Origin of the sequence: Geomonas limicola, from assembly GCF_014193675.1 — a bacterium.
Taxonomy (GTDB): Bacteria; Desulfobacterota; Desulfuromonadia; order Geobacterales; family Geobacteraceae; genus Geomonas; species Geomonas limicola.
Map to the genome: position 1 here is coordinate 17,044 of NZ_BLXZ01000006.1, position 20,858 is coordinate 37,901.

Here is a 20,858-nt window from a genome sequence, read left to right on the forward strand (position 1 = left end):
GTCAATGTGCTGTTGGCGCTTTCCACATTGTCATGGAGCTAAACTGTGGTAACCATAACAAGAGAATCGGCCCCGCTTCTCTTAAATACTCTGTACCAGGGAGCCCTCTGGATCCAATCGCAGCGTTTGCTCTTATAGATGCAGCCGGTAACGGCTTTGTGCAGTGCTCGTTGACTGCTGGTTCGAAATCCGCACGAGTAACTTGAGGAACAGGATGTGACGGATCGCAGACGCTTGTCAATTGCCGGGAGGCAGCTCACTACCTTTCTGGTTGGCATGTCCATCATGCTGGTGTCGTGGGTAATGGATGCGGCGCTGGATACTGCCTTCGAACGGGGGAGTTTCTTCACCCAGCTCTTAAGTCCCGCCGACCACGACATGGCCATCCGCATCTGGTTTCTGGCCACGGTCCTCTTCTTCATCGTCTACATCTCCCGCAACAACACCCGGCAGCGTCAGCAGGAAGCGCGGGTGCGCGCCGCCCTGCACAGCGCGGAGCTGGAGCGCAGCCGGTCCCAGGCCATCCTGGAGAGCCTGGGTGACGCCATCAGCCTGCAGGACCTGGAGATGCGGATCCTGTACCAGAACAAGGCGCACATCGCCATGATGGGGGAGCACCTCGGCGAGTACTGCTACCAGGCCTACCAGGGGCAGGAGGCGATCTGTTCCGGCTGCCACCTCGACCAGTCCTACCGCGACGGCGAGACCCACAAGACCGAGCGGCAGGCACTCACCGCCCAGGGGTTACGCTGCACCGAGATCATCTCTACCCCCTTGCGTGACGCCAGCGGTCGCATCGTCGCCGGGGTCGAGTCGGTGCGCGACGTCACCGAACGCAAGAGAGCCGACCTGGAGATCGAGCGGATGAACCGGGAACTGGAGCTGCGTGCCCTCGAGCTGGTGGAGGCCAACCGGGAGCTGGAATCCTTCTGCTACTCGCTCTCCCATGACCTGCGCTCCTACATCACCCGGATCAGCACCGCGCAGCAGATCCTCTCCCAGAACCCCCAGCTCGAGGACCCGGAGCTGGCCTACCCTGCGGGGATCATCGAGGAGTCCTGCCGCGGCATGGAGGAACTCATCGAGGCGATCCTCACCCTGTCGCGGCTCTCCCGCGAGACCATGCACTGGGAGGATGTCCCGCTTTCGGAGCTGGCGCAGCAGGTGGTGTTGCAACTCAGGCAGGGGGATTTGCAGCGGCAGGTCGAGGTGGTGCTCCAGCCGGGTATCGTGGTGCGCGGCGACCGTAACCTGTTGCGGGTGATCCTGGAAAACCTGTTCGCCAACGCCTGGAAGTACACTGCGCAGGCGCCGGTGCCCCGGATCGAAATGGGGAGCACGACCTGTGAGGGGAGACGCTGCTTCTACGTGCGAGACAACGGGATCGGTTTCGACATGGCCGACCAGGAGTTGCTGTTTCACCCCTTCAAGCGTCTCAAGAACGCCCAGGGGTATCCGGGGACCGGAGTGGGGCTTGCCACCGTGGAGCGGGCAGTGCAGCGCCACGGCGGCAGGGTCTGGGGGGAAGGTGCACTTGGGGAGGGAGCCAGCTTCTTCTTTACCCTCCCCGAAAAAATGGAGAGTGCTGTCGCAGGGGAGTGAGGTCGTTCGATCTCTTCCGGTGGTGCCGCGGGGAGTGCACCGCGGAGCGCACGAGGAAGGCACGCGAGCAAGGCACGGAGGTGGCCGCCTCCTCAACCTGCCGGGGCTGCCGGACCGGCACCTGTTTCCGAACCCCGGTCGCGCCGCGCTTCGACCTTCAGCACGAACCAGGTCATGGCGAGAAACAGTACGTCACGGGCCAGCGCCGTCCACGGGGTGGTCTTCTCGCCCCCCTGCTTGAAGCAGCCGCAATCGATGTCGAGCCCCCGCACGATGGCCGAGGCCAGCGCCACGATAAACACCAGGTTCAACACGCCGATGATGAGCGCCCCGCTGCGCACCCGGTAGCCCAGCACCAGCAATATACCGCAGCAGAGTTCGACAAAGGGGAGCGCCGCCGCTGTCAGGTAGCTGCCGAAGTAGGGGAGGATCCGGTAGGCGGCCACGCTGCCGGCGAAGGCGACCGGGTCGGCGATCTTCAGAAGCGCCGCGTAGATGAAAACGGCACCGAGCGTTATGCGCACCAGGGCCGGCAGGTAATGCTTCAACTGGCTCATGCCCCCCCCTTCGCTACCGGGTACCCCGCGTCGCGCCACTCAGGAAAGCCCCCCTCGTAGACATAGACGTTCGGGTAACCCGCCTTGACCAGGATCTTCGCGAGTTCCATGCTGTCGTGGCAGGAAAAACCGTTGCAGTAGGTGATGATGGAGGCCTCGGCGGGAACCTGCACCTTGAGCGGGCGCGACGGGTTCTTGGCGGCCTCCTCGAGCGGCAGGTTGAAGGCACCCTGGAGGTGCCCTTCCGCAAAGCTCGTCCTGCTGCGGGCGTCGAGCAGCACCGCCTGCTTCGCATCTACAAGCTCCTTCACCTGCATAAGCCCAAGCGGCATCGGCTCGGTGACCGCGTTGGCCGCGGGTGCCGCCGCTTCGGCCGGTCGGGCAACCTCCCCACGCCAGGCGCTGGTCAAAAGGGTCCTGTTCCAGGCGATGCCGACGCTTGCCGAGATCGCCACGATGAGCAGGATTTCCATGACTGTCCCCAGCCCGTTCTTCTTCATGACCCCAACCTTTCGTACCGGGCCAGCTCCGGCCCCGCACACCACATTTTAGCTGATAAAAGAGATTCTACCGAGGAACGTTCCGAGGCGTCAACCGCGGCACCACGCAGGTCAGGGCTCTTCCCACTCGCGGAAGTCTCCCCGCTCGATGGAAACCGAGACGATCTTGGCCGCCGCTGCCACCGGGATGGCGAGCAGGATCCCCCAGAAGCCGAACAACTCCCCGAGCGCCATCACCATGATGATGGTGAGCAGCGGGTTTAAATTCATGGAGCGCTTGAACACCAGCGGCTTCACCAGGTACCCCTCGAGGAAGTAGATGGCCGCAAAGGAGATTACCACCTTGACGAGGATGAGCCCGCTTTGGAACTTGAGGTAGGCGAAGAAGAGCGCCGGGATGGTGGCGATGATCACCCCGATGAAAGGGAGCACCGAGGCGAGCCCCGCGAAGATGCCGTTGAACAGGGCGTAGTCGACGTCGAGGATGACGAGGGCGATGCTGGAGAACAGGGCGACGATGAAGGAGACGATCAATTGCCCCCGGAGGTAGCCGCCGATGCTCTCGTTCACCTCGTTACCGATCTCGAGGAGCACCTCGCGGCGGCGCCAGGGGAGCCAGGAGGTGAGGGTCTTCTTGATCTGGGCCTTGTAAAAGAGCATGAAGAAGACCAGGATCGGCGAGAGCACCAGGTTGAAGATGTTGAAGATCAGGCTTGCGGCCGCGTTGTAGACCCCGGTCCCCAGGGTGGAGAAGAGCTTGTTGAGCCCCTCCACCGCCTTGTCCACCGCCCAGCTCCACTCCTCGGCGCCGTAGTAGGGCTGGATCTGCGCCTCGAGGCCGGCCGCCAGGTCACGCGCCTTCTGCAGGTAGAGCGGGATGCTGGGGATGAGTGCCTGCCAGCGCATCAGCACGAAGGGGACGAAGTAGGAGAAGAAAAAGACGGCGAAGATCGAGAGCCCGAGGTAGAGCACCAGGATCCCCTTGGGGCGCGAGATTCCCCGTTTCTCCAGCTGCAGTACCAGGGGGTCCAGGAGATAGGCGATCACGAAGGAGAGCAGGAAACAGGAGGTGGTGTGGCGCAGGGCATGACCGGCCGCGAAGAGCGCCGCCCCGACAAGCAGGATCAGGACGGCACGGTTCGTAGCGCTGGCAGATGATGACATAGGCTCCTCGGGAGGTGCTCTGAATTAGAATCCGCGTTCCGGCGGATAGATGTCGTGTTCTTCGAGCCACTGCCCGACGCGGCCGGTGATGAGCTCCTCGCGCACCGCGTTGAAGCGTTCCTGCTCTTCCGGGTAGAAGGAGAGGATCTCGCTCAGCCTGCCGTGGGACTGCTTCCCCACGAAGGCACGGACCAGCATCGCCTTCAGGCCGTCGTTTTCCACCCCCTGGATGAAGGCGTGCACCATCTGGCGTTCCTGGGCGTAGTCGAAGGCCGGGATGGTCAGGTAGCGCTCGTTCTGAGCCTCCACCTCGTCCCAGAAGGGGTCGTCGTCATAGTCGGCCGGCACCGAGAAGATCTCGCCGGTCTCCCGGTCCAGGAAGTAGATCATCTCGGGATCCGGGTTCTCGAAGGCTTCCATGAGATCGTCCCACACTATTTCCAGGTTCCGCATGTTGTGCATCAAAACTCCACCAAAGACAGGTTAACAACCGTAGACCTGCCCGCTATTTTTGTATATATTGGCGCAATGCGCAAGATCTTCGTCGCCGACGCCCACCTGAGAGCACCCCAGGACCACAACTACCGGACCCTGATCCGTTTCCTGGACACCCTGCCCCCCGACACCGACACCCTCTACCTCCTGGGAGACCTCTTCGAGTTCTGGATCGGTAACCCCGACCCCGTCTACCGTCACTATCGGGAGTTCGTGGACTGTCTCAAGGGGGTGCGCAGGCGGGGGGTACGGATCGTCTACTTCGAGGGGAACCATGATTTCCACCTGGAGCGCTTCTTCACAGAGCAGCTCGAGGCTGAGGTCCATGACGGCGCGGCGCTGGTCGAGATCGGCGGGCGCCGGGTCTACCTGTGCCACGGCGACGAGGTGAACCGCGAGGACCGCGGTTACCGGCTGTTCCGGGGCCTCTTGCGCCACCCGCTGGTGAAGGCCCTGGTCCCGATCTTCCCGCAGCGCCTGGCCTGCCGGCTCGCGGAGTTCCTCTCCCGGCGCAGCCGCAGCCAGCACGGCCTGCGCGCCTCGCGCTGGGACTACCGCAGCATCCTGGAATCCTTCGCCCGGGAGCGTTTCGCCCAGGGGTGCGACGTGGTGATCACCGGGCACTTCCACCTGCCGATCATCTCCCACGTCGAGGGGAAAACCCTCATCTGCCTGGGGGACTGGATCAGCCAGTTCAGCTACGCCCAGTGCCTGGACGGCGAATTCACCCTGGAAACCTTCTCCTGATCCCCGCCGGCCCCTTCAGGGGAGGCCGAACAGCTTCAGATACCCGGCCACCCGTTCCTCCAGGGTTGCCGCGGCAATTTTTTCGCAGAGCTCATCGGGACGGTAGCCGCGGCAGACCGCCGGCCGCTCCTGGTAGATCCCGCACTGAAAGGTTTCGGACAGGTGCCGGCAGCGCTCGCCGACCCTCTTGCCGAGTGAGCTTATGTCCGGTGCCACACAGCAGGTACCGCATCTTCGGCAGTCCATGCCACCCCCCTACTTGAAGAAGGCCTCCAGGGCCTGCTCGCCCACGTGGGTCGCCTTGATGCGCCACTTGTTCTGGTTGATCACCAGGGCCGCGATGGCCACCTGGGGATCCTCCATCGGTGCGTAGGCGGCAAACCAGCTGTAGTGGCCGGCGGGGTCCTTCCCGTCGATGGACCCGGTCTTGGCCGCGACGTGCAGCGAGTTGAACAGCGGGCGCCCGCGCCGGTCGTGGAAGGCCTTGCGCGAGGTGCCGCTCACCACCGTGGTGGAGAGCATGCGTGCCAGCTCGTTGGCGGTCTGGGGGGTGAAGACGGTACGCAGCGGCTTCGGCTGCTGGGTAAAGAGCGGTTTCCCCTTGGCGTCGAAGATCTGTTGTGCCAGGGACGGTGTCATCATCACCCCGTTGTTGGCCACGGTGGCCATGATGGTCGCGGCATGAAACGGCGAGGTCTTCACCTCGTGGTCCAGCCCGGCCCCCATGCGCATCAGCTGGTCAATGGTCCCCGGCGCGGGGGCGCGGCTCGGGATTGCCGGCGAGCCCGGGAAGAGTTCCTGGTTGAAACCGTAGCGCCCGGCGTAGGTGAGGAGCGGGTCGCGCCCGACAAACTCGCCGGCCAGGCGGCCGAAAACCGGGTTGACCGACTTTCCCATCGCCATGGTAAGCGACATCTGCTGGCCGCGCCCCGAGCGTACCCGCCAGTACTTCGGGTTCTCAGAGGTGAGCCGGCCGTTGAAGGCGAAGGCGGTGTCGGCGGTGACCTTCTTCTCTTCCAGCGCAGCGGTTGCCGTGACGATCTTGAAGAGCGAGGCCATCGGGTAGAGGTTGTAGCAGGCGTTCTGCTCCCAGCCCGGTTGGACCGAGGAGTGCGCCACCGTAGCCAGCACCTTGCCGGTCTTGGGCTCGATCGCCACGAACAGCCCGTAGGGGACCTTATAGTCGTTGAACACCTTCTCGACGCGTCGCTGCATCGCCTCGTTGATCGCGTAGACCACCGTTCCCCCCTGGGGGAGCGGTGCGCAGAAGGTACCGTTTTCGGGACGGGCGTTGGGGTAGGCCTGGGCGGCCAGCCGGAAGGCGTTGCTGCTGTCCACCTTTTCCGCAGTGAGCGCGGCAAACGGGGTACTCTTGGGGGGACTCGGAGCGCTGGTCTTGGGACGGGTCGAGCCGAACAGCGAGATGAGCGGGTAACAGGCGAGCAGCAGCGCCAGCACCGGAAGGATGATCTTGAGACGGCGCCTTTTGGGGGGCGTCTCTTCGATATCGCTGAAGGGGGTGCGAAGTTCCGGTTTCCTGGTGGCCTGGGGCTGACGCCTGCGTCGGGACTGGTTATCTATATCTTTAAAATCTTGCATAAACTCGCTTTACACCCGCCGTTTTAATCGGCCCACTATATGTCATGTGGTCACGCTTTGTCAACGCCGGGGGGCGGAGAATTCTGGGCCGTTCGGGCCGTGCCGAACTCCTTCAGGTTCACCCCGGCAAGCCGCTCGCGCAGCGCCTGATCGACCACCTCGAGCATCTCCTGGGCCTCCGCTTCCTCGACCAGGTTGCAGCGGTTGCCGTGGCGACGCAGGGCGATCAGCACCTCGGCTATCGGGATCTGGTCCAGTTCACGGGCCGGCAGGTACGAGGCGACCGGCCGGTCGGTACTCACGATGAACCCGGCTGCGGTAAGTTTGCCCAGGGTGTCCCGGATGATGCGCAACGGTACCCCCATGCGGCGCGCGAGCTGCTCCTCGCTCCAGGCGGGTAAGCCGCCGTGGAAGGCCTCGGCGATGTGGCGCAGGGTGGCGAGGGCCACCAGTTCGGCCGAGGCCTGGCTGATCTGGCCGCCGCGCAGGTCGCGCCGGAAGGTGTGCAGCTGCTGGTGGGCCGCCACGACCTCCATCCCGAACAAGACGATGATCCAGCTCACGTAGATCCAGACCATGAGGATGGGGAGCACCGCGAGGGTCCCGTAGATGGCGTTGTAGTTGCCGACCCCCACCTGGAAGTGGATGTAGCCCCACTGCGCGATCTGCCAGAGCGTCCCGGCGCACACCGCCCCCAAGAACGCCGATCTGAAGCGCACCTTCGTGTTGGGGATGAAGCTGTACATGAGGAAGAGGGCGATCCAGACGCTCAGGTAGGGGGCGAGCCCGAGCACCAGGAAGAAGAGGTCCCCCAGGTAGGTGTTCTCGAAAAACCAGGTGGCCAGCCACCTGCTCTGCAGCGTGGTGGTGATGGAGGTGGCGGCGAGGAGTAAAAGCGGTGCGCTCAAAAGGACGCTCAGGTAATCGCTGAACTTGCGGTACAGCGTGCGGGTCTCGGTGACCCCCCAGGAGACGTTGAAGGAATCCTCGATGCTCCCCAGCATGCTGATCGCGGTCACCAAAAGCGCCGCGAGGCCGATGGCCCCCACCGACCCCATGTTGGTGTTGTTGATGTAGGAGAGGACCCTGGTGACCACCACCTCGGAGCCGGCGGCGACCTGTTTCAGGATGAGCGGCGCCAGGCGGTTCTGGGCGCCGAAACCCTTGAGGATGGAAAAGGCCAGGGCAAAAAGGGGCACGAAGGAGAGTAGCGTGGTGAAGGAGAGTGCGGAGGCGCGCAATAGCGAGTTGTTGCGCATGAAGTTCGCGCCGACGTAGCTTAGGAACTGCACGAGGGCGACCAGCTGCCCCTTGCTGCCGCCGAGCGCCTTCGGGTCGAGCTCCCAGAGTCCCGTGCCGAAAAGATCTTTCCATCCTGGTGCCTGGTTCATACCCTACCTCGAAAGAAGCCGGTGAGAGTCGTCAACGTGGTGAGTCGAAGGAGCGTCGGCCCCCACGGTGCGCTCCGGGTGCTGCAGCCCGCTTGCGCACCGGTCACAAAAAAAGCCCACCGAAGTGGGCTTTTTCAGGGAACACGACCGGCTAGACGGCCTTTTGTTTTTCCTTCTCCCGCTCCATCGCCTCCTTGCCGGCTTCGATGGCGGAGGTGATGATGCTCTTCTTTTCCAGCACGACTTCCTTGCCGTCCTCATAGCTCGCCCTGATCTTGTCCTGAGCCTCAGTGGCGTACTCTTTGATCTTCTCTACGGCATCATCGGCCAGATCCTTGATCTTGCCGCGCATCTCTTCGCCGGTCTTCGGTGCAAACAAAAGTGCAGTACCTACACCTACAGCAGCACCAGCGAGAAAAGACAGCAGCATCGTCATAGTTGCGTTGTTGTTATCATCAGACATGGCAGTTACCCCCCCTTTTTTTTAAGTAGTCTATCAGCAATAAACTGCCCTGCAACTCTCGCTCCGGTGAGCCAACTGGAAGAACCAGAGACAATGGTCGAGGCGACCCCGATCACCCGGTTGATCATGCGGATGTTGTGTCCGGCGTGCCCCAGCTCCTCCATGAACAGGTTGATCCCGTCGGCATTGGCCGCGGCAGAGTTGGTCACCACCTTCACGTCGGCCACGGTGTCGCGCAGGTCCTTGATGAGGGGCTTGAGCTCGAGCTGGAGCGTGTCGGAGAAGGTACGCAGCGAAATTGCGGTTTGTTTCAGTTCGAGCAGGACGGGGATCAAGCAGAACGCCAGAACCACCAGCGTCAGCGCCGTCACTGCCGAGGTTATCTCCAGAAATAGCATGCGTTCCTCCCTTAACAGCGATTCTTTGCCAGGGTTTTCGATAGCAGTGGTGGAAGGGACAAACGGTTCGGGGAGGCCGGAAACCCGGCCTCCCCGAGAGGTGCAAAAGAAGGGTTACTTCTTGGCCGGTGCGGCAGCGGGCTTCTTGGCAGCCGGAGCAGCCGGAGCCTTCGGAGCAGCAGCCGGTGCCGAAGCGGCGGCCGGAGCGGACCAGTGGTTCAGGTCGTGGGCGATGCTGTGGCACTCGCCGCATTTCGGGAACTTGGCCATGATGGCTGCCGGGTGCGGTTTCACGTGGCACTGGGTGCAGGCCGGAACGGTCTTATGCTTGTCCTTGTGGCAGTATGCGCAGGCCAGCTTGCTGTGCTTGGAGGTGCTGGCGGTCAAGAGGGTGAAGGCCTTCTTGTGGCAGGCGGCGCAGAACTTGGACGGAACGTCGGACTTGTAGGTCACCTCTTTCGGCATGTGAGCCTGGTGGCAGGCCTTGCAGTCTTTCTGCACGATTTCGGTGGAGTGCGACTTGTGGCACTGGGTGCAGTCCGGAATCCGGCCGTGAACGTTGTGGCAGAAGGAGCAGGCGAGGGCGGAGTGCTTGCTCTTGAAGGTGCGCAGCTTCTCGATCTGCGGGGTGTGGCAGGTGAGGCACGGATCGGTTACGTTGTTGCCGAACTTGATCACCTTCGGGGTATGCGGGTTGCTGTGGCAGTTCAGGCAGCCCTGGAGTTTGTAGTGCGGCTTGCCGTCGTGGCACTGGCTGCAGAGGGGGATCGGCTTTTTCACCTTGGGCGGGTGACCCTGGTGGCAGTCCTGGCAGGTGACTTCGGTCTTGTGCTTGCCGCCGTTGGTCGCGATGTCCTTGGGCGGTTTTTCATGGCACTTGACGCAGTCGGCGTTGGTCAGGGTTGCCGGCGCTTGTGCAGGGTCAGCGGCCACGGCCGTTCCAATACAGCAGAACAGAAAAATTGCCGAAAGAAGATTTAGTACTCGTGCTACTCTCATTGCCCCCTCCTTGGTGGTAAAACGAAGTTAATTATAAGCATGGATTTATATAACGTCTTGAGGTTCCTTGTCAACACTTGCCTGATAGAATCCCCCTTGATTTTCCGGTTTTTAAGACAAAAAGAGGCAGTTCTGCCAGTTCCTGCCTATACCAGCTCCACGTCGGCTAAGGTGTCGCCCTAGTAGCCTGTGCGAAGTAGTGACTGCTCAGCTGACTGGAAGCATGTTCGAATCGCGAAACCGGACGAAACGCTGCGGCATTTGGGGAGCGTCCTGTCGTTGTCGAAACTAAGTTCTTGCGGAGCCGGGGCTGGTGACGTAGCGGGAGGATGGCGAAAAGAAGTTCCTGAGTCTTAATGGCGGAAACTCGTCGAGGTGAGCTGATGCGGTACCGGGGTGGGGAGGGGAGCGGGGCTTGGCAGGGACTGGGGCGGGGGGAAGGTATCGACTGCTTGGAAAACACGTCGAGGTTAAGGCGAGGGCTTACACCCTCAACCTTAACCTCGACCCGATGCTCGTTACTTGTCAGCAGTGATCTTGAAGGTGCGCTTGAGCGGGGTCTGGGTCTTCGGACCGAACCACTTCTCGAAGATCTTCTTGGCTTCACCCTTCTTCTCCATCTCGAGGAGGGTCTTGTTCACGAAGTCCACGAAGTTCTTGTCGTCTTTGCGCATACCGAGACCGTAGGGCTCCTCGGAGATCTGCAGGTTCGGGATCTCGAACTTGGCCTTGTTGGGGGCCTTGCCGAGGATGCCGGCCAGGATCGACTCGTCGGTGGTGACGGCGGCAACCTTACCCTGCTGCAGGGCAAGGAACGCCTGCGGGTAGTCGTCGAAGGAGAGCACGGTAGCGGTCGGGATCGATTTTTTCACGTTCTGCTCGGAGGTGGAGCCTTTGGCGGTGCCGATCTTCTTCCCTTCCAGGTCCTTGAGGCTCTTCACCTTCCCTTTGTTGGTGATGAACTTCTGGCCGGTCAGGAAGTAGGTGTGGCTGAAGTCGATCTGCTTGGCGCGCTCCGGGTTCTTGGTCATGGTGGCGGCGATCATGTCGATGTTGCCTTCCATGAGCTGCGGCATACGGCTTGCGGAGGTAACCGGCTTCAGTTCGAGCTTGACGTGCAGTTTGTTGGCGATGGCCTTGCAGAAGTCGATGTCGTAGCCCACGATCTCGCGGGTTTTCTCGTCGACGTAGCCAAACGGCGGCAGGGAGTCCTTGACACCGCAGACCAGCACACCTTTCTTCTTCACTTCGGCCAGGGTGTCCCCGGCGGCCAGAGCGGCGTGTGCGAACGAGCCAACCAGGGCGACCGCAGCCAAGAACGTCATCAGTTTCTTCATCGTGTTTCCTCCTGTGGTTTAGTTAGTGCAGCGACAGAACAAAGAGAGCGGGAACCACTGCTGTTCCCGCTGACACAGTCTACTTACCCTTTTCGAAGACAAAATTCCAGCAGTTAATGCATGGGCGAGAGTAATTGTCTCAGGAACTGCTGGGCACGCTCGTGCTGGGGATTCTTGAAGAACTCTTCCGGATCGGCCTGTTCCAGTATGATCCCCTGATCCATGAACACCACGCGGTGCGCCACCTCGCGGGCAAAGCCCATCTCGTGGGTGACCACCACCATGGTCATGCCACTTTGCGCCAGGTCCTGCATGACCGCGAGCACCTCGCCGATCATCTCGGGGTCGAGGGCCGAGGTCGGCTCGTCGAAGAGCATGATGTGCGGTTTCATGGCGAGCGCGCGGGCTATGGCGACGCGCTGCTGCTGCCCGCCGGAGAGCTGGCTCGGATAGGAGTCGCGCTTTTCGGCGAGTCCCACCCGCTCGAGGAGTTTCATGGCCTGCTCCTCGGCCTCCTTCCTGGGAGTCTTGCGGATCTTGATGGGCGCCAGGGTGATGTTGGAGAGCACCGAGAGGTGGGGGTACAGGTTGAACTGCTGGAAGACGAACCCCACCTCGGCTCTCAGCTTGTTGAGGTTGGTCTTCTTGTCGGCCAGGTCCATGCCGTCCACGATCAGCTGTCCCTTGTCGATCGGCTCCAGCTGGTTCACGGTGCGGATCAGGGTCGACTTGCCGCTTCCCGAGGGGCCGCAGACCACCATCACCTCGCCGGGCTTCACGTGCAGGTTGATGTCGTTTAAGACGTGGAGCTTCTTGAACCATTTATGGACGCCGATGAACTGGATCATGGTCTGCTCCTCGAGGCGGCCCGCCTCGTTCTTAAAAACGCGAACGCGGTGACTTCATTAGACATAGTAATGGATGCCACCGCGCATATCAACTAACTTTTTTCGAAAACTCAAACTTTGTTTTGATATACCGCCTACACTAAAGCGCAGGGTGGGCGAGGCTCCCGTGGATCGGGACGGTGTAGGCGCCGGGAGAGGTGAGGTACTTGACGAGCATCAGGAAAACGAATTTCTGCCGATCGAGGAACTCCGGCTTGGGCATCATCTCCAGGGTCAGGTTGAGCGGCGAGTCCCCGAGCGGGGTGGCGAGGTTCACGTCCCCCTTGAGCCTGACGTAGATGCCGTCGCCGGTCAGGGTGAAGCTCTTCAGGTGGGCCTGGCCGCGGTCGAGGCTCAAGGCGCCGCGCACGTCCTGGTAGGTGGCGTCGGGAAGCGGCATCTCGCCCAGCTTCACCGAGGCGAGCTCGGCGCCGCGCACCTGGAGCTGCACTTCCCCCTGCGGGGCCCCCTTGACGCTGGCCACCTCGCCGGTCAGGCGCAGGTCACCGCGCACCCGGGCCCCGGCAACCGTGCCGAAAAATGGGATGTCCTCGAGGCGGATCCCCTTGGCGAGGATGCTCCAGCCCGGCTTCCTGCCGAGGGTGACGGTCCCGGAGAACTCACCGGTGCCGATGTTGCCCCGGTAGGCGACCCGGGGCTTGCCGATGAATAGCGGCAGCAGCTCGAGCCCGACCCGGACGTCGGCTGCCTTGATGAGCAGCCCCTGCTGCGAAGAGAGTTCGACACCGCGCGCCTTGACGGCCAGCGGGAATCCCTTGCCGAACCCGGCAAGGTCCAGGGTGTAACCGGCATTGCCCGCCGCGCGCACCACTACCCCCTTGAGGGCGTCGTTGGGGACGAAGCACAGGGTCAGGTAGGTGAAGAGGAGCAGTCCCGCGGGGATGCCGAGGGCAAGGTAGAGGGCGCGCCGCCTCATTTGCTCCCCGCGGGTGCCGGCTTGATCAGGGCGATAGTGAGGGTGACGTCGAGCTTGCTGGGATCCTCGAAGCGCTGCCGGATGGCGGCCTTCTTCACCGTGATGGGGCGGGTCCCCTTCTCCAGGCGGTAGATCAGGTTGGTCGCCTCATTGGCGGAGAGCCCCTCGATTTTCACTTCGGCGGCATCCTCCACGAACCCGGGGATTTCCGCGCCTTTCACCGGTTTCACCTGGCTGTTGCGCCCCTTGATGCCGATCTCCTCGATGACCTTGGCCGGCGAGTCGTCCGGGCGCACCGCCTGGAGCCGGTTACTGACGCGCTGGCTCCCCGCGCTCGCCTCACGGTAGCGCTGGCGCAGTTTCATGAGTTCGGTCAGGTCGGCCTCGCGCGCCCGCCGTTTCTTTTCCAGGGCGGTGATCCGGGCGTTCAGGGTGGAAAGCCCGATGATCACCACGAGCAGCACCGCGAGCAGCACCCCGAGCCGGGTCCTGGTGCGGCTGTCCAGGTTCTGGAAGGCCTCGCTCACTTCTGAGAGCTTCATTGTGCCACCCCCTTCAGTTTGCCGCGGAAGGAGAAGGTGACGCTGCCATCCGGACGCGATTTGATGTCGGTTACCTCGGCGCCGTCCACCAGCGCTGCGGCGCGCCCCTTGAAGTCGTTGGCGGCCTGGAAGCTGCGGGCTTCACCCTTGAGGCGCACCTCGGCGCCGTCCAGCTCGGTCTCGTAGAACCCGGTGACCCCGTCACCCTTGGCGATAGCGAGCTCCTTGAAGAACTTCAGGGTGTTGCTGGAAACCTTGGCCCCTTCCAGCTTGCGGATCTCGGCGCGCACCTCGGCGACCTCGTCGACCGGCTTCTTGCGGCCGGGGAAGACGTCCTTGTAGATTACCTGGATCGACTTGTCCAGGGAGCTCAGGTCGCGCTTGGCCAGGGCGAAGCGGACGCCGCTCTCGGCGAAGACCAGGAGAATCACGGCGGCGGCGAGGCCGGCGGTGAGGCGCAACTTGCGGTAGAGCTTCTGGGTGCCGGCCGTGTAGGCGAGTGCGCCACGGCGCAGGTTGAGGAGGCTCCCGTCGGCGAGTGACGCTGCCACGGCGTAGGCGCCGGCCAGGTCGTGGGCGGCGTGGGCGTCGTCGGCAAAGGCCTCGGCGAGCGCCGGTCGGGCCTGGGCCAGCACGCCGCGCTCCGGGCTCGTGCGGGCAAAGGAGATGGTCCGCTCCACCTTGACGCCGTGGGCCACCTCGAGGGCCGCCACCGTGCGCTCCAGTTCCGTGTCCCCGCTTCCCGGGCGCAAGGCCCTCAGGTAGATCGGCTTCGCGTCGCGGTAGGCCGCCAGGGCGTCGCCGTCGGTCACCGCGACCGTACCGGCGGCGGGCGCGATCTTCTCCCAGTGGTACAGCGACGCGGTCACCGCCTCGGGTTCCAGGCCGGCCCCCTTCAGGAGCTCGATCTTCTCCTGGATCTCCTTGCTGCGCCCCCAGACCGCCAGGAACCTGCCGGTCGCCAACTGCAGCGCATCGAAGCTCAGATCGTCGGTGTCGAGGGCGGTCTCACCCTTGAGTTCCAGGGGGAGCAGCTCGCGCACCTTGGCGCGGTCGGTGAGCGGCAGCTCCAGTTCGCGCATGAAGAGCTGCGAGGCGGGGAGCGCCAGCACCACGCGACGCTCGCCCGGTACCCGCGCCGCCGCCTCCAAAAGCCGGGTCAGTTCCTGCTCGTCCCCGGCAAGCGGATGGCGTTCGGCGGCGAGGAAGCTGACGCCGCCGCGTTTGGGACGGAAGCTGGCCAGGGTCAGCTCGTCGCGCTTTAAGGCTACGATCAAAATATCCATCAGTATTCTCTCCAGTAGATCGTGGACGTGGGGATACCGGTGCCTTCGCTCACGGGTACCACCGCCTCGACGACGGCGATGCTGTCGCCCACCTTCCCCTCGGAATGGATGCGGTACAAGGAGCCCATGAACCCTATCTTCAGGCTGATGCTGTTGTACACCCTGTCGAGCCCGGTGATGTTCTTCACATCGGCAGCTTTTATGGGGGTCGTCTTCCGGTAGTCGAGGATCCTTTGAACCAGGTCCTCGGTCATGCTCTCGTCCAGCGCGAGCAGTACCTCTTTCGGGGCGGTGTTGATGTTGACCTTTACCTGGTTGCTCCCGTTGCCGACCGTCACAAACGGTTTCAGCTTGGCGACGATGGTGGGGGTGAACCCTTTGAGCAGGCCAAGTTCCTCGACCGTGTAAAACTTCCCGTTCTTTGCCTTGTAGGGAGCCTTGAGTGTTTTGTAGTAGCTGGTTTCCGCACCAGCCGGATTCGGGGCGTCGTTGAGATCGCCCCAGTCCATGATGACGTCAACGAGATCAGGTGACAGCTTGAGGTTCTTGAAGAGCCGCAGCGCCACCTCCGCTCCATCCAGGTACTTGCCGTTCTCGGTCACCACGGCGTTCAGGTCGAGCTTGCCGGATTCCTCCTCGATGGTGACCGTGACCGTCCCGTCGCCGGTGTCGTAGCTGAAAGGTTGGGCCCACTTTTCGGTGAGCGCGCTGTAGCTGGCACCGGCACGCAAAAGTGCCGAGTACTGCAGGAGCTGGTAGCCACCCTGGATGCCGGACTCCGCCAGGATCGAGGCCTGCTGCGAGGCGACGAAGTTGTGGCTGTGCGAGGTGTCGACGTAGACCTCGTTCACGAACTCGGCCAGGAGCGCCACCAAAAGCGCCGTCACGATGAGCGTTATCACCAGGGCGAAGCCCCGCTCGCCTCTCATGGCTGGTACCCCGGCGACGCCACGGTGCGGAACACCTCGCCACCTTTCAGGGTGATGGTCACCCGGACCGTCTTGGGGATCCGGTTGTTGAGCGCGGTGTCCCAGGTTTTCACCCACTTGGAACCGTCGTAACACTCCACCTGGAACCCCTCGATCACCTCGATCACCGGGTAGGGGGTGCTCTTCACCGTGGTCTCCAGGTACGGGTCACGCGCCTCACGCCTCAGGGTAAGCACGCCGTCCTTCTCCTTGACCGTGTAGCTCACCAGGGTCAGGTCCGAGGTGGGCGCAGACGTCAAGCGGGGCGGCGCCAGGTAGGTGAAGGCGAGCGTCGAGGCGGGCTTGCCGAAACTGTCGCGATCCTCGACGACGAAGAGCATGCTCGGGAGATTGCTGTTCGAGCCGCTACTTGTGCTGCCGCCGGTGCTGCTCCCCGGCGTGGACCCGGGCTTGCTGGGTGCCGGACCGGAGCCCTGCTTGAAGAAGGCGGAGGCGATCTCGTTGTGCAGCCCCCCCAGGGTGGCCGAGATCTCGCGGCGCGACTCCATGCGCTGGCCGCCGCGCTCGCGGGCCGCGGTGACCGAGAAGTAGGTACCGTAGAGCGCCCCGGTGAGGATGACCAGCAAGGCCAGCGCGACCAGCAGTTCGATCAGGGTGAAACCTTTGTTATCGAGCATTGGTCGCCACGTACTTCACCAGGTTGATCTTCTTTTTGTCGTCGTCCCAGCTCACCGTGAGCCGGATCTGGCTCAAGCCCGGGACCAGGGTCTCGGTTTTCTGCCGCTCCCACTTAAGGTCCGGGTGCTCCGGGGCAAAGTTCCCCTTGGTCTCGGTGGACTTGTCGAAATCGGGATCATCCAGCCTGGCCCGCCCCACCAGGGCCGCGGCGGTCTCCTCGTTGTCGCGTCCCACGATGGAGAGGTGGTAGTTGACCGAGGAGATCACGGTGAGCAGCACGCCGGCTGCAATGGCGAGCGCGATCATCACCTCGAGCAGGGTAAAGCCCCTCATGATGCGTTCTCCTGCCCCACTTCCTGGCGCCCTTGCTGTACCAGCACCTTGCCGCCCGACGGGTAGGCGATGATGGTGTAGCGCGCCTCGCCCCCCTTGAGGTGGATGGTGATCAGGTCCGGGCTCCCGCCGGGGCCGAACGGTACCTCCACCTCCCCCTCGGTTACCGTTCCCAGGCGCGGAACCGTGACGTCCTCGATGCTGATCCCTTCCTCCACCAGGCGCCGGCCCATGAACTGGTCATCAGGCGCCACCTCGTCGCCGATGGCAGTCAGCCTGACGATGCTGGTGCTCCCCTCGGTGAGGTTCAGTTTCAAACGGTAGGTCTGCTTGGTGATGATGGCCTGGTCGTTCAGAAACCTGATGCCGGAGGCGAGGTTGCGGGCCGAGCTCTTCAGCTTGGTCGCTTCCCCCGAAGGGAGGCGCGGGACCACCACGGCGGCGGCCATTGCCAGGATGACAATGACCACCATCAGTTCGATCATGGTGAAGCCGGCCTCGCGCCGGCGCCCGCGTTTAGTTGGAGATGGTGCGGTTAACAGCTTCGCTGCTCCTGTGACTGCCGTCCGGATCCTTTCAGCGCTCCGTTGCCGGGGGGAGAAATCTGGAATGGGTTTGCCGCCTACTTCAGGTTCCAGCTTTCGATATCGGCGTTCTTCCCCTCACCGCCGCGGGCACCGTCGGCCCCGAAGGAGTAGAGGTCGTAGTCGCCGTGCTCGCCCGGGGAGAGGTAGTTGTAGTCGTTGCCCCAGGGATCCTTGGGAACGTTCTTGTTTTCCAGGTACCCTTCCGCCTTGTAGTTGGTCGGGATCTTGCCGGTGGTCGGCTTGGTGACCAGCGCCTGCAGCCCCTGTTCGGTCGTGGGGAAGTTGCCGGTATCGAGCTTGTAGAGCTTCAAAGCGGTCTCGATGTTGCGGATCTGCACCTTGGCGTCGGCGACCTTCGCGTCGTCGCTGCGGCCGATGATCTTCGGCCCGACCAGTACGGCCAGAAGGCTCAGGATGACGATGACGACCATGAGTTCGATCAGGGTAAAGCCGCGGCTGTCTTTCAGGTTCTTGAACATGCAGGGACCTCTCAAAAAGATGGTGTGAAGTTTCTGAAAACGGTTCAATGGGCGAAACCTTCGATCGCCTGGATTCTGTGATCCCTCAACTCCCCCGCCCTTGACGGGAGGGGGCAGGGGGGGCTGCCACGAAGTGACCGGGTTGCCGCTGCAGGCTTCCCCCTCACCCCGAACCCTACTGGGCTACTTCACCAGCTGGTTCAACTGGAAGATCGGGAGCAGCACCGCGAGCACTACGAAGCCGACGCACAACCCCATCCCCAAGACCAGCAGCGGCTCCAAAAGCGCCATGGCGCGGGTGACGTTCGCGTTGAATTCCTTCTCGAAGGCGTTACCCGCCTTGATGAGCATCTGGTCCAGTTCTCCGCTCTTCTCGCCGACCGCGGTCATGTGGGTCAAGAGCGGCGGGAAGAGCACGCTCCCCTTCAAGGCTCCGGAGAAGCTTCCCCCCTGGATCAGGGCTTCGCGCGCCTGGGCCAGGTAATTCTTGTACTCACGGTTCACCACGGCCTCGCCGGTGATCTCGAGCGCCTTGATGATGGGGACGCCGCTTGCCAGCAAAAGTCCCAGCACCTTGGCAAAACGCGAGAGGATCAGGCGCTGCCAGAGCTGCCCGATGAGCGGCAGCTTGAGCAGGAACCGGTCGCGCTTCTGCAGGAAGGCTTCCTGCTTCCCCAGCTTTTTGAAGCCGAAGCTGATGGCCACCCCCAGGATGATGAGGAACCACCACCCCTTGCGCACCAGGTTACTCACCTGGATCAAGAAGAGCGTGATGAAGGGGAGCGTCGCCTTGCTCTCCTGGAAGACCGCGACGATCTTGGGGACCACGAAGGCGAGCAGGAAGAGCATCACCCCGCCCCCCACCAGCACCATGAGGATCGGGTAGGCAAGTGCCGTGGTCACCCGGCTTCTCACCTCGGCCTGGTCCTCCTGGAACTCGGCCAGGCGCTCCAGTACGACTTCCAGGGCACCGCTCGCCTCGCCGGCGGCCACCATCCCCACGTAGCTCTCGGAGAAAACCGCCGGTTCCTCGGCCAGCGACTGGGCCAACCCCTTGCCTTCGGCCAAGCGGTCGCGCACCCGTCCCAGCACCCGTTTCAGCTCCCCGGGGGCCTCCTGCTCCCAAAGCGTCGCCACCGCCTCGTAGACCGGCACCGCGCTCCCCAAAAGGGTGGCAAGCCGGCGGGTGGCGAGCGAGAGGTCCGGCACGCTCACCTTGGAGCTCAGGCTTAAGAGCTGCTTCGCGGCGGGGGCGTCCTGTGCGGAGGCGATCTCTTTCGCGAAGAGCCCCTTCTGCTTCAACTGCAGCCGGGCCTCGTTCTGGGTCGGCGCGTCGACGGTCCCGCTGACCTCGGCGCCGCCGGAGGTGAAGGCGCTATAGCGATAGGTCGGCATAGTCTTCCTGGGTTACCCTCAGGACCTCTTCGATGGTGGTCACTCCCTGGCGCACCTTCTCCAGGCCGTCCTCGCGCAAGGTCTTCATCCCCCTGGAGATGGCGTACTCCTTGATGACGCCGGCCGGGGTGCGCCGGATGATCATGGAGCAGATCTCGGAGTCGATGGGGAGGAGCTCGTAGATGCCGATCCGGCCGATGGTCCCCAGGTTGAAGCACTTCTCGCAGCCGCGGCCGCGGTAGAGAACCGGCGGTACCTGGATCCCCGGGTAGTCGCGCTCGGGTGCGTAGGACTCCTTGCAGTGCGGGCAGATCACCCGGACCAGGCGCTGGGCGAGTACGGTGGAGAGCGAGGAGGCCACCAGGAACGGCTCGATCCCCATGTCGATCAGTCGGGTCACCGCGGTGGCGGCGTCGTTGGTGTGCAGGGTGGAGAGCACCAGGTGGCCGGTCAGCGAGGCCTGCATGGCGATCTCGGCGGTCTCGGCGTCGCGGATCTCGCCGATCATCACGATGTCCGGGTCCTGGCGCAGGATCGACCTCAGGCCGTTGGCGAAGGTGAGGTCGATCTTCGGGTTGACCTGGATCTGCCCGACCCCCTTCAGCTGGTACTCGATCGGGTCCTCGACGGTGATGATGTTCTTCTCGGGCGAGTTGATCTGGCTCAAGGCCGCGTAGAGCGTGGTGGTCTTGCCGGAACCGGTCGGGCCGGTGACCAGCACGATGCCGCTGGTGCGGGAAAGGACCCGCTCCATGTAGGCGTCGTTTTGCTGGGAAAGCCCGATCTCCCGGAGCGACAGGATGCCGCGCTGCTTGTCGAGAAGCCTCAAGACCACGCGCTCGCCGAAGAAGGTGGGGAGCAGGGAGACGCGGATGTCCACGTCGCGGCCGGCGACCTTGACGCGGATGCGGCCGTCCTGCGGCAGGCGCTTCTCGGCGATGTTGAGCCCGGCCATGATCTTCACGCGCGAGGTGAGCGCCTCCTGGACCACCTTGGGGGGCGAGAGCATCTTGTAGAGCAGGCCGTCGATGCGGAAGCGGACCTCCAGCTCGCGCTCGAAGGGCTCGATGTGGATGTCGCTGGCGCGCTCCTTCACCGCCTGGAACAGGATCGAGTTGAGGAGCCGGATCACCGGCGCCTCGTCGGTGAGCTCCATCAGGTCGCGCGGCTCGTTGAACGAGGTCGCCACCGAGGAGAGCTCCTCACCCTCCAGCTCCTCGACCACCTCCTGGGCGCTCCCGGAGAGGCGCGAGTAGATCCGGTTCACCGCGTCGATCAGGACGGGCTTCGGGACGACCTGCACCGAGACCTCGGCGTCGAAGAGGCCGGCCAGCTCGTCGATGGCCAAAAGGTTCGCCGGGTCCGCACTGGCGGCGATGATGACGCCGTCCTCCTCGCGCAGCGGCAAGAGGAGGTTGTTGCGCGCGAAATTGAGCGGGATGCGGTTTACCAGCGCCCCGTCCACCGTGGCGTCGTCGATCTCCGCCTGGAAGGGGAGGTTCAGCCGCTTCGCTATCTGCTCTATGTCAACAGTATCTGCCATGGGGTATCGA

Annotated in this window: 24 protein-coding genes; 2 read left to right on the forward strand and 22 right to left on the reverse strand. The window is 63.2% G+C overall.

Annotated features, from left to right (window positions below; translation table 11 throughout):
* The first annotated feature begins 216 nt into the window (after window positions 1–216).
* A complete protein-coding gene (locus H7688_RS14750) occupies window positions 217–1,602 on the forward strand; it encodes a sensor histidine kinase (protein WP_183361945.1) in 1,386 nt (461 codons plus the stop codon).
* A gap of 92 nt (window positions 1,603–1,694) precedes the next feature.
* Here H7688_RS14750 and H7688_RS14755 read toward each other — a convergent pair whose 3' ends face one another.
* From H7688_RS14755 to H7688_RS14770, 4 genes are all read right to left on the reverse strand, one after another.
* Window positions 1,695–2,159, reverse strand: a complete 465-nt coding sequence (locus H7688_RS14755; protein ID WP_183361946.1) for a MauE/DoxX family redox-associated membrane protein — start codon at window positions 2,157–2,159, stop codon at window positions 1,695–1,697.
* Window positions 2,156–2,659: a rhodanese-like domain-containing protein gene (locus H7688_RS14760; protein ID WP_183361947.1), complete on the reverse strand. Its 504-nt coding sequence runs from the start codon at window positions 2,657–2,659 to the stop codon at window positions 2,156–2,158. Before H7688_RS14760 ends, H7688_RS14755 begins: the two co-directional genes overlap by 4 nt.
* Window positions 2,660–2,770: 111 nt before the next feature.
* Window positions 2,771–3,823, reverse strand: a complete 1,053-nt coding sequence (locus H7688_RS14765) for an AI-2E family transporter (RefSeq protein ID WP_183361948.1) — start codon at window positions 3,821–3,823, stop codon at window positions 2,771–2,773.
* 24 nt (window positions 3,824–3,847) lie between these two features.
* Window positions 3,848–4,285, reverse strand: a complete 438-nt coding sequence (locus tag H7688_RS14770; RefSeq protein ID WP_183361949.1) for a UPF0158 family protein — start codon at window positions 4,283–4,285, stop codon at window positions 3,848–3,850.
* A gap of 66 nt (window positions 4,286–4,351) precedes the next feature.
* Here H7688_RS14770 and H7688_RS14775 point away from each other — a divergent pair, with 66 nt between their 5' ends.
* A complete protein-coding gene (locus H7688_RS14775) occupies window positions 4,352–5,065 on the forward strand; it encodes a UDP-2,3-diacylglucosamine diphosphatase (protein WP_183361950.1) in 714 nt (237 codons plus the stop codon).
* Window positions 5,066–5,080: 15 nt separating this feature from the next.
* On the opposite strand, the gene H7688_RS14780 is transcribed toward H7688_RS14775, so the two are convergent.
* From H7688_RS14780 to gspE, 18 genes are all read right to left on the reverse strand, one after another.
* Window positions 5,081–5,311, reverse strand: coding sequence for a CxxCxxCC domain-containing protein (locus H7688_RS14780; protein ID WP_183361951.1), 231 nt, complete (start codon window positions 5,309–5,311; stop codon window positions 5,081–5,083).
* A 9-nt stretch (window positions 5,312–5,320) separates the two neighbouring features.
* A complete protein-coding gene (locus H7688_RS14785) occupies window positions 5,321–6,664 on the reverse strand; it encodes a penicillin-binding transpeptidase domain-containing protein (RefSeq protein WP_183361952.1) in 1,344 nt (447 codons plus the stop codon).
* A 50-nt stretch (window positions 6,665–6,714) separates the two neighbouring features.
* A complete protein-coding gene (locus H7688_RS14790) occupies window positions 6,715–8,055 on the reverse strand; it encodes a YhjD/YihY/BrkB family envelope integrity protein (RefSeq protein ID WP_183361953.1) in 1,341 nt (446 codons plus the stop codon).
* A gap of 151 nt (window positions 8,056–8,206) precedes the next feature.
* Window positions 8,207–8,518 carry a YtxH domain-containing protein gene (locus H7688_RS14795; RefSeq protein ID WP_183361954.1) on the reverse strand — a complete coding sequence of 104 codons (312 nt, stop codon included), beginning with the start codon at window positions 8,516–8,518 and terminating at the stop codon, window positions 8,207–8,209.
* 5 nt (window positions 8,519–8,523) lie between these two features.
* Window positions 8,524–8,916, reverse strand: coding sequence for a DUF948 domain-containing protein (locus tag H7688_RS14800; protein ID WP_183361955.1), 393 nt, complete (start codon window positions 8,914–8,916; stop codon window positions 8,524–8,526).
* Between the two features lie 114 nt (window positions 8,917–9,030).
* Window positions 9,031–9,915, reverse strand: coding sequence for a cytochrome c3 family protein (locus H7688_RS14805; RefSeq protein WP_183361956.1), 885 nt, complete (start codon window positions 9,913–9,915; stop codon window positions 9,031–9,033).
* A 518-nt stretch (window positions 9,916–10,433) separates the two neighbouring features.
* Window positions 10,434–11,252 (reverse strand): ABC transporter substrate-binding protein, encoded by an 819-nt coding sequence (locus H7688_RS14810; protein WP_183361957.1) that lies wholly within the window; start codon window positions 11,250–11,252, stop codon window positions 10,434–10,436.
* 113 nt (window positions 11,253–11,365) lie between these two features.
* Window positions 11,366–12,100: an amino acid ABC transporter ATP-binding protein gene (locus H7688_RS14815; protein ID WP_183361958.1), complete on the reverse strand. Its 735-nt coding sequence runs from the start codon at window positions 12,098–12,100 to the stop codon at window positions 11,366–11,368.
* Between the two features lie 139 nt (window positions 12,101–12,239).
* Window positions 12,240–13,076 carry a type II secretion system protein GspN gene (gspN, locus tag H7688_RS14820; protein WP_183361959.1) on the reverse strand — a complete coding sequence of 279 codons (837 nt, stop codon included), beginning with the start codon at window positions 13,074–13,076 and terminating at the stop codon, window positions 12,240–12,242.
* Window positions 13,073–13,618: a general secretion pathway protein GspM gene (locus H7688_RS14825; protein ID WP_183361960.1), complete on the reverse strand. Its 546-nt coding sequence runs from the start codon at window positions 13,616–13,618 to the stop codon at window positions 13,073–13,075. The genes gspN and H7688_RS14825 overlap by 4 nt, the downstream gene beginning before the upstream one ends.
* Entirely contained in the window at window positions 13,615–14,904 is a 1,290-nt protein-coding gene (gene gspL, locus H7688_RS14830) for a type II secretion system protein GspL (RefSeq protein ID WP_183361961.1), read from the reverse strand. The genes H7688_RS14825 and gspL overlap by 4 nt, the downstream gene beginning before the upstream one ends.
* The gene (gene gspK / locus H7688_RS14835; RefSeq protein WP_183361962.1) at window positions 14,904–15,833 is read right to left on the reverse strand and encodes a type II secretion system minor pseudopilin GspK; all 930 of its coding nucleotides are present in this window, start codon (window positions 15,831–15,833) and stop codon (window positions 14,904–14,906) included. The genes gspL and gspK overlap by 1 nt, the downstream gene beginning before the upstream one ends.
* Window positions 15,830–16,510: a type II secretion system protein GspJ gene (locus H7688_RS14840; RefSeq protein ID WP_183361963.1), complete on the reverse strand. Its 681-nt coding sequence runs from the start codon at window positions 16,508–16,510 to the stop codon at window positions 15,830–15,832. Before H7688_RS14840 ends, gspK begins: the two co-directional genes overlap by 4 nt.
* Window positions 16,500–16,844: a prepilin-type N-terminal cleavage/methylation domain-containing protein gene (locus H7688_RS14845; protein WP_183361964.1), complete on the reverse strand. Its 345-nt coding sequence runs from the start codon at window positions 16,842–16,844 to the stop codon at window positions 16,500–16,502. The genes H7688_RS14840 and H7688_RS14845 overlap by 11 nt, the downstream gene beginning before the upstream one ends.
* Complete coding sequence (locus tag H7688_RS14850; protein WP_281379503.1) at window positions 16,841–17,386, reverse strand: prepilin-type N-terminal cleavage/methylation domain-containing protein; 546 nt, start codon at window positions 17,384–17,386, stop codon at window positions 16,841–16,843. The genes H7688_RS14845 and H7688_RS14850 overlap by 4 nt, the downstream gene beginning before the upstream one ends.
* An 80-nt stretch (window positions 17,387–17,466) precedes the next feature.
* Window positions 17,467–17,910 carry a type II secretion system major pseudopilin GspG gene (gspG, locus tag H7688_RS14855; RefSeq protein WP_183361966.1) on the reverse strand — a complete coding sequence of 148 codons (444 nt, stop codon included), beginning with the start codon at window positions 17,908–17,910 and terminating at the stop codon, window positions 17,467–17,469.
* 183 nt (window positions 17,911–18,093) lie between these two features.
* Window positions 18,094–19,305 (reverse strand): type II secretion system inner membrane protein GspF, encoded by a 1,212-nt coding sequence (gspF, locus tag H7688_RS14860; RefSeq protein ID WP_183361967.1) that lies wholly within the window; start codon window positions 19,303–19,305, stop codon window positions 18,094–18,096.
* A complete protein-coding gene (gspE, locus tag H7688_RS14865) occupies window positions 19,286–20,848 on the reverse strand; it encodes a type II secretion system ATPase GspE (RefSeq protein WP_183361968.1) in 1,563 nt (520 codons plus the stop codon). The genes gspF and gspE overlap by 20 nt, the downstream gene beginning before the upstream one ends.
* Window positions 20,849–20,858: the final 10 nt, after the last annotated feature.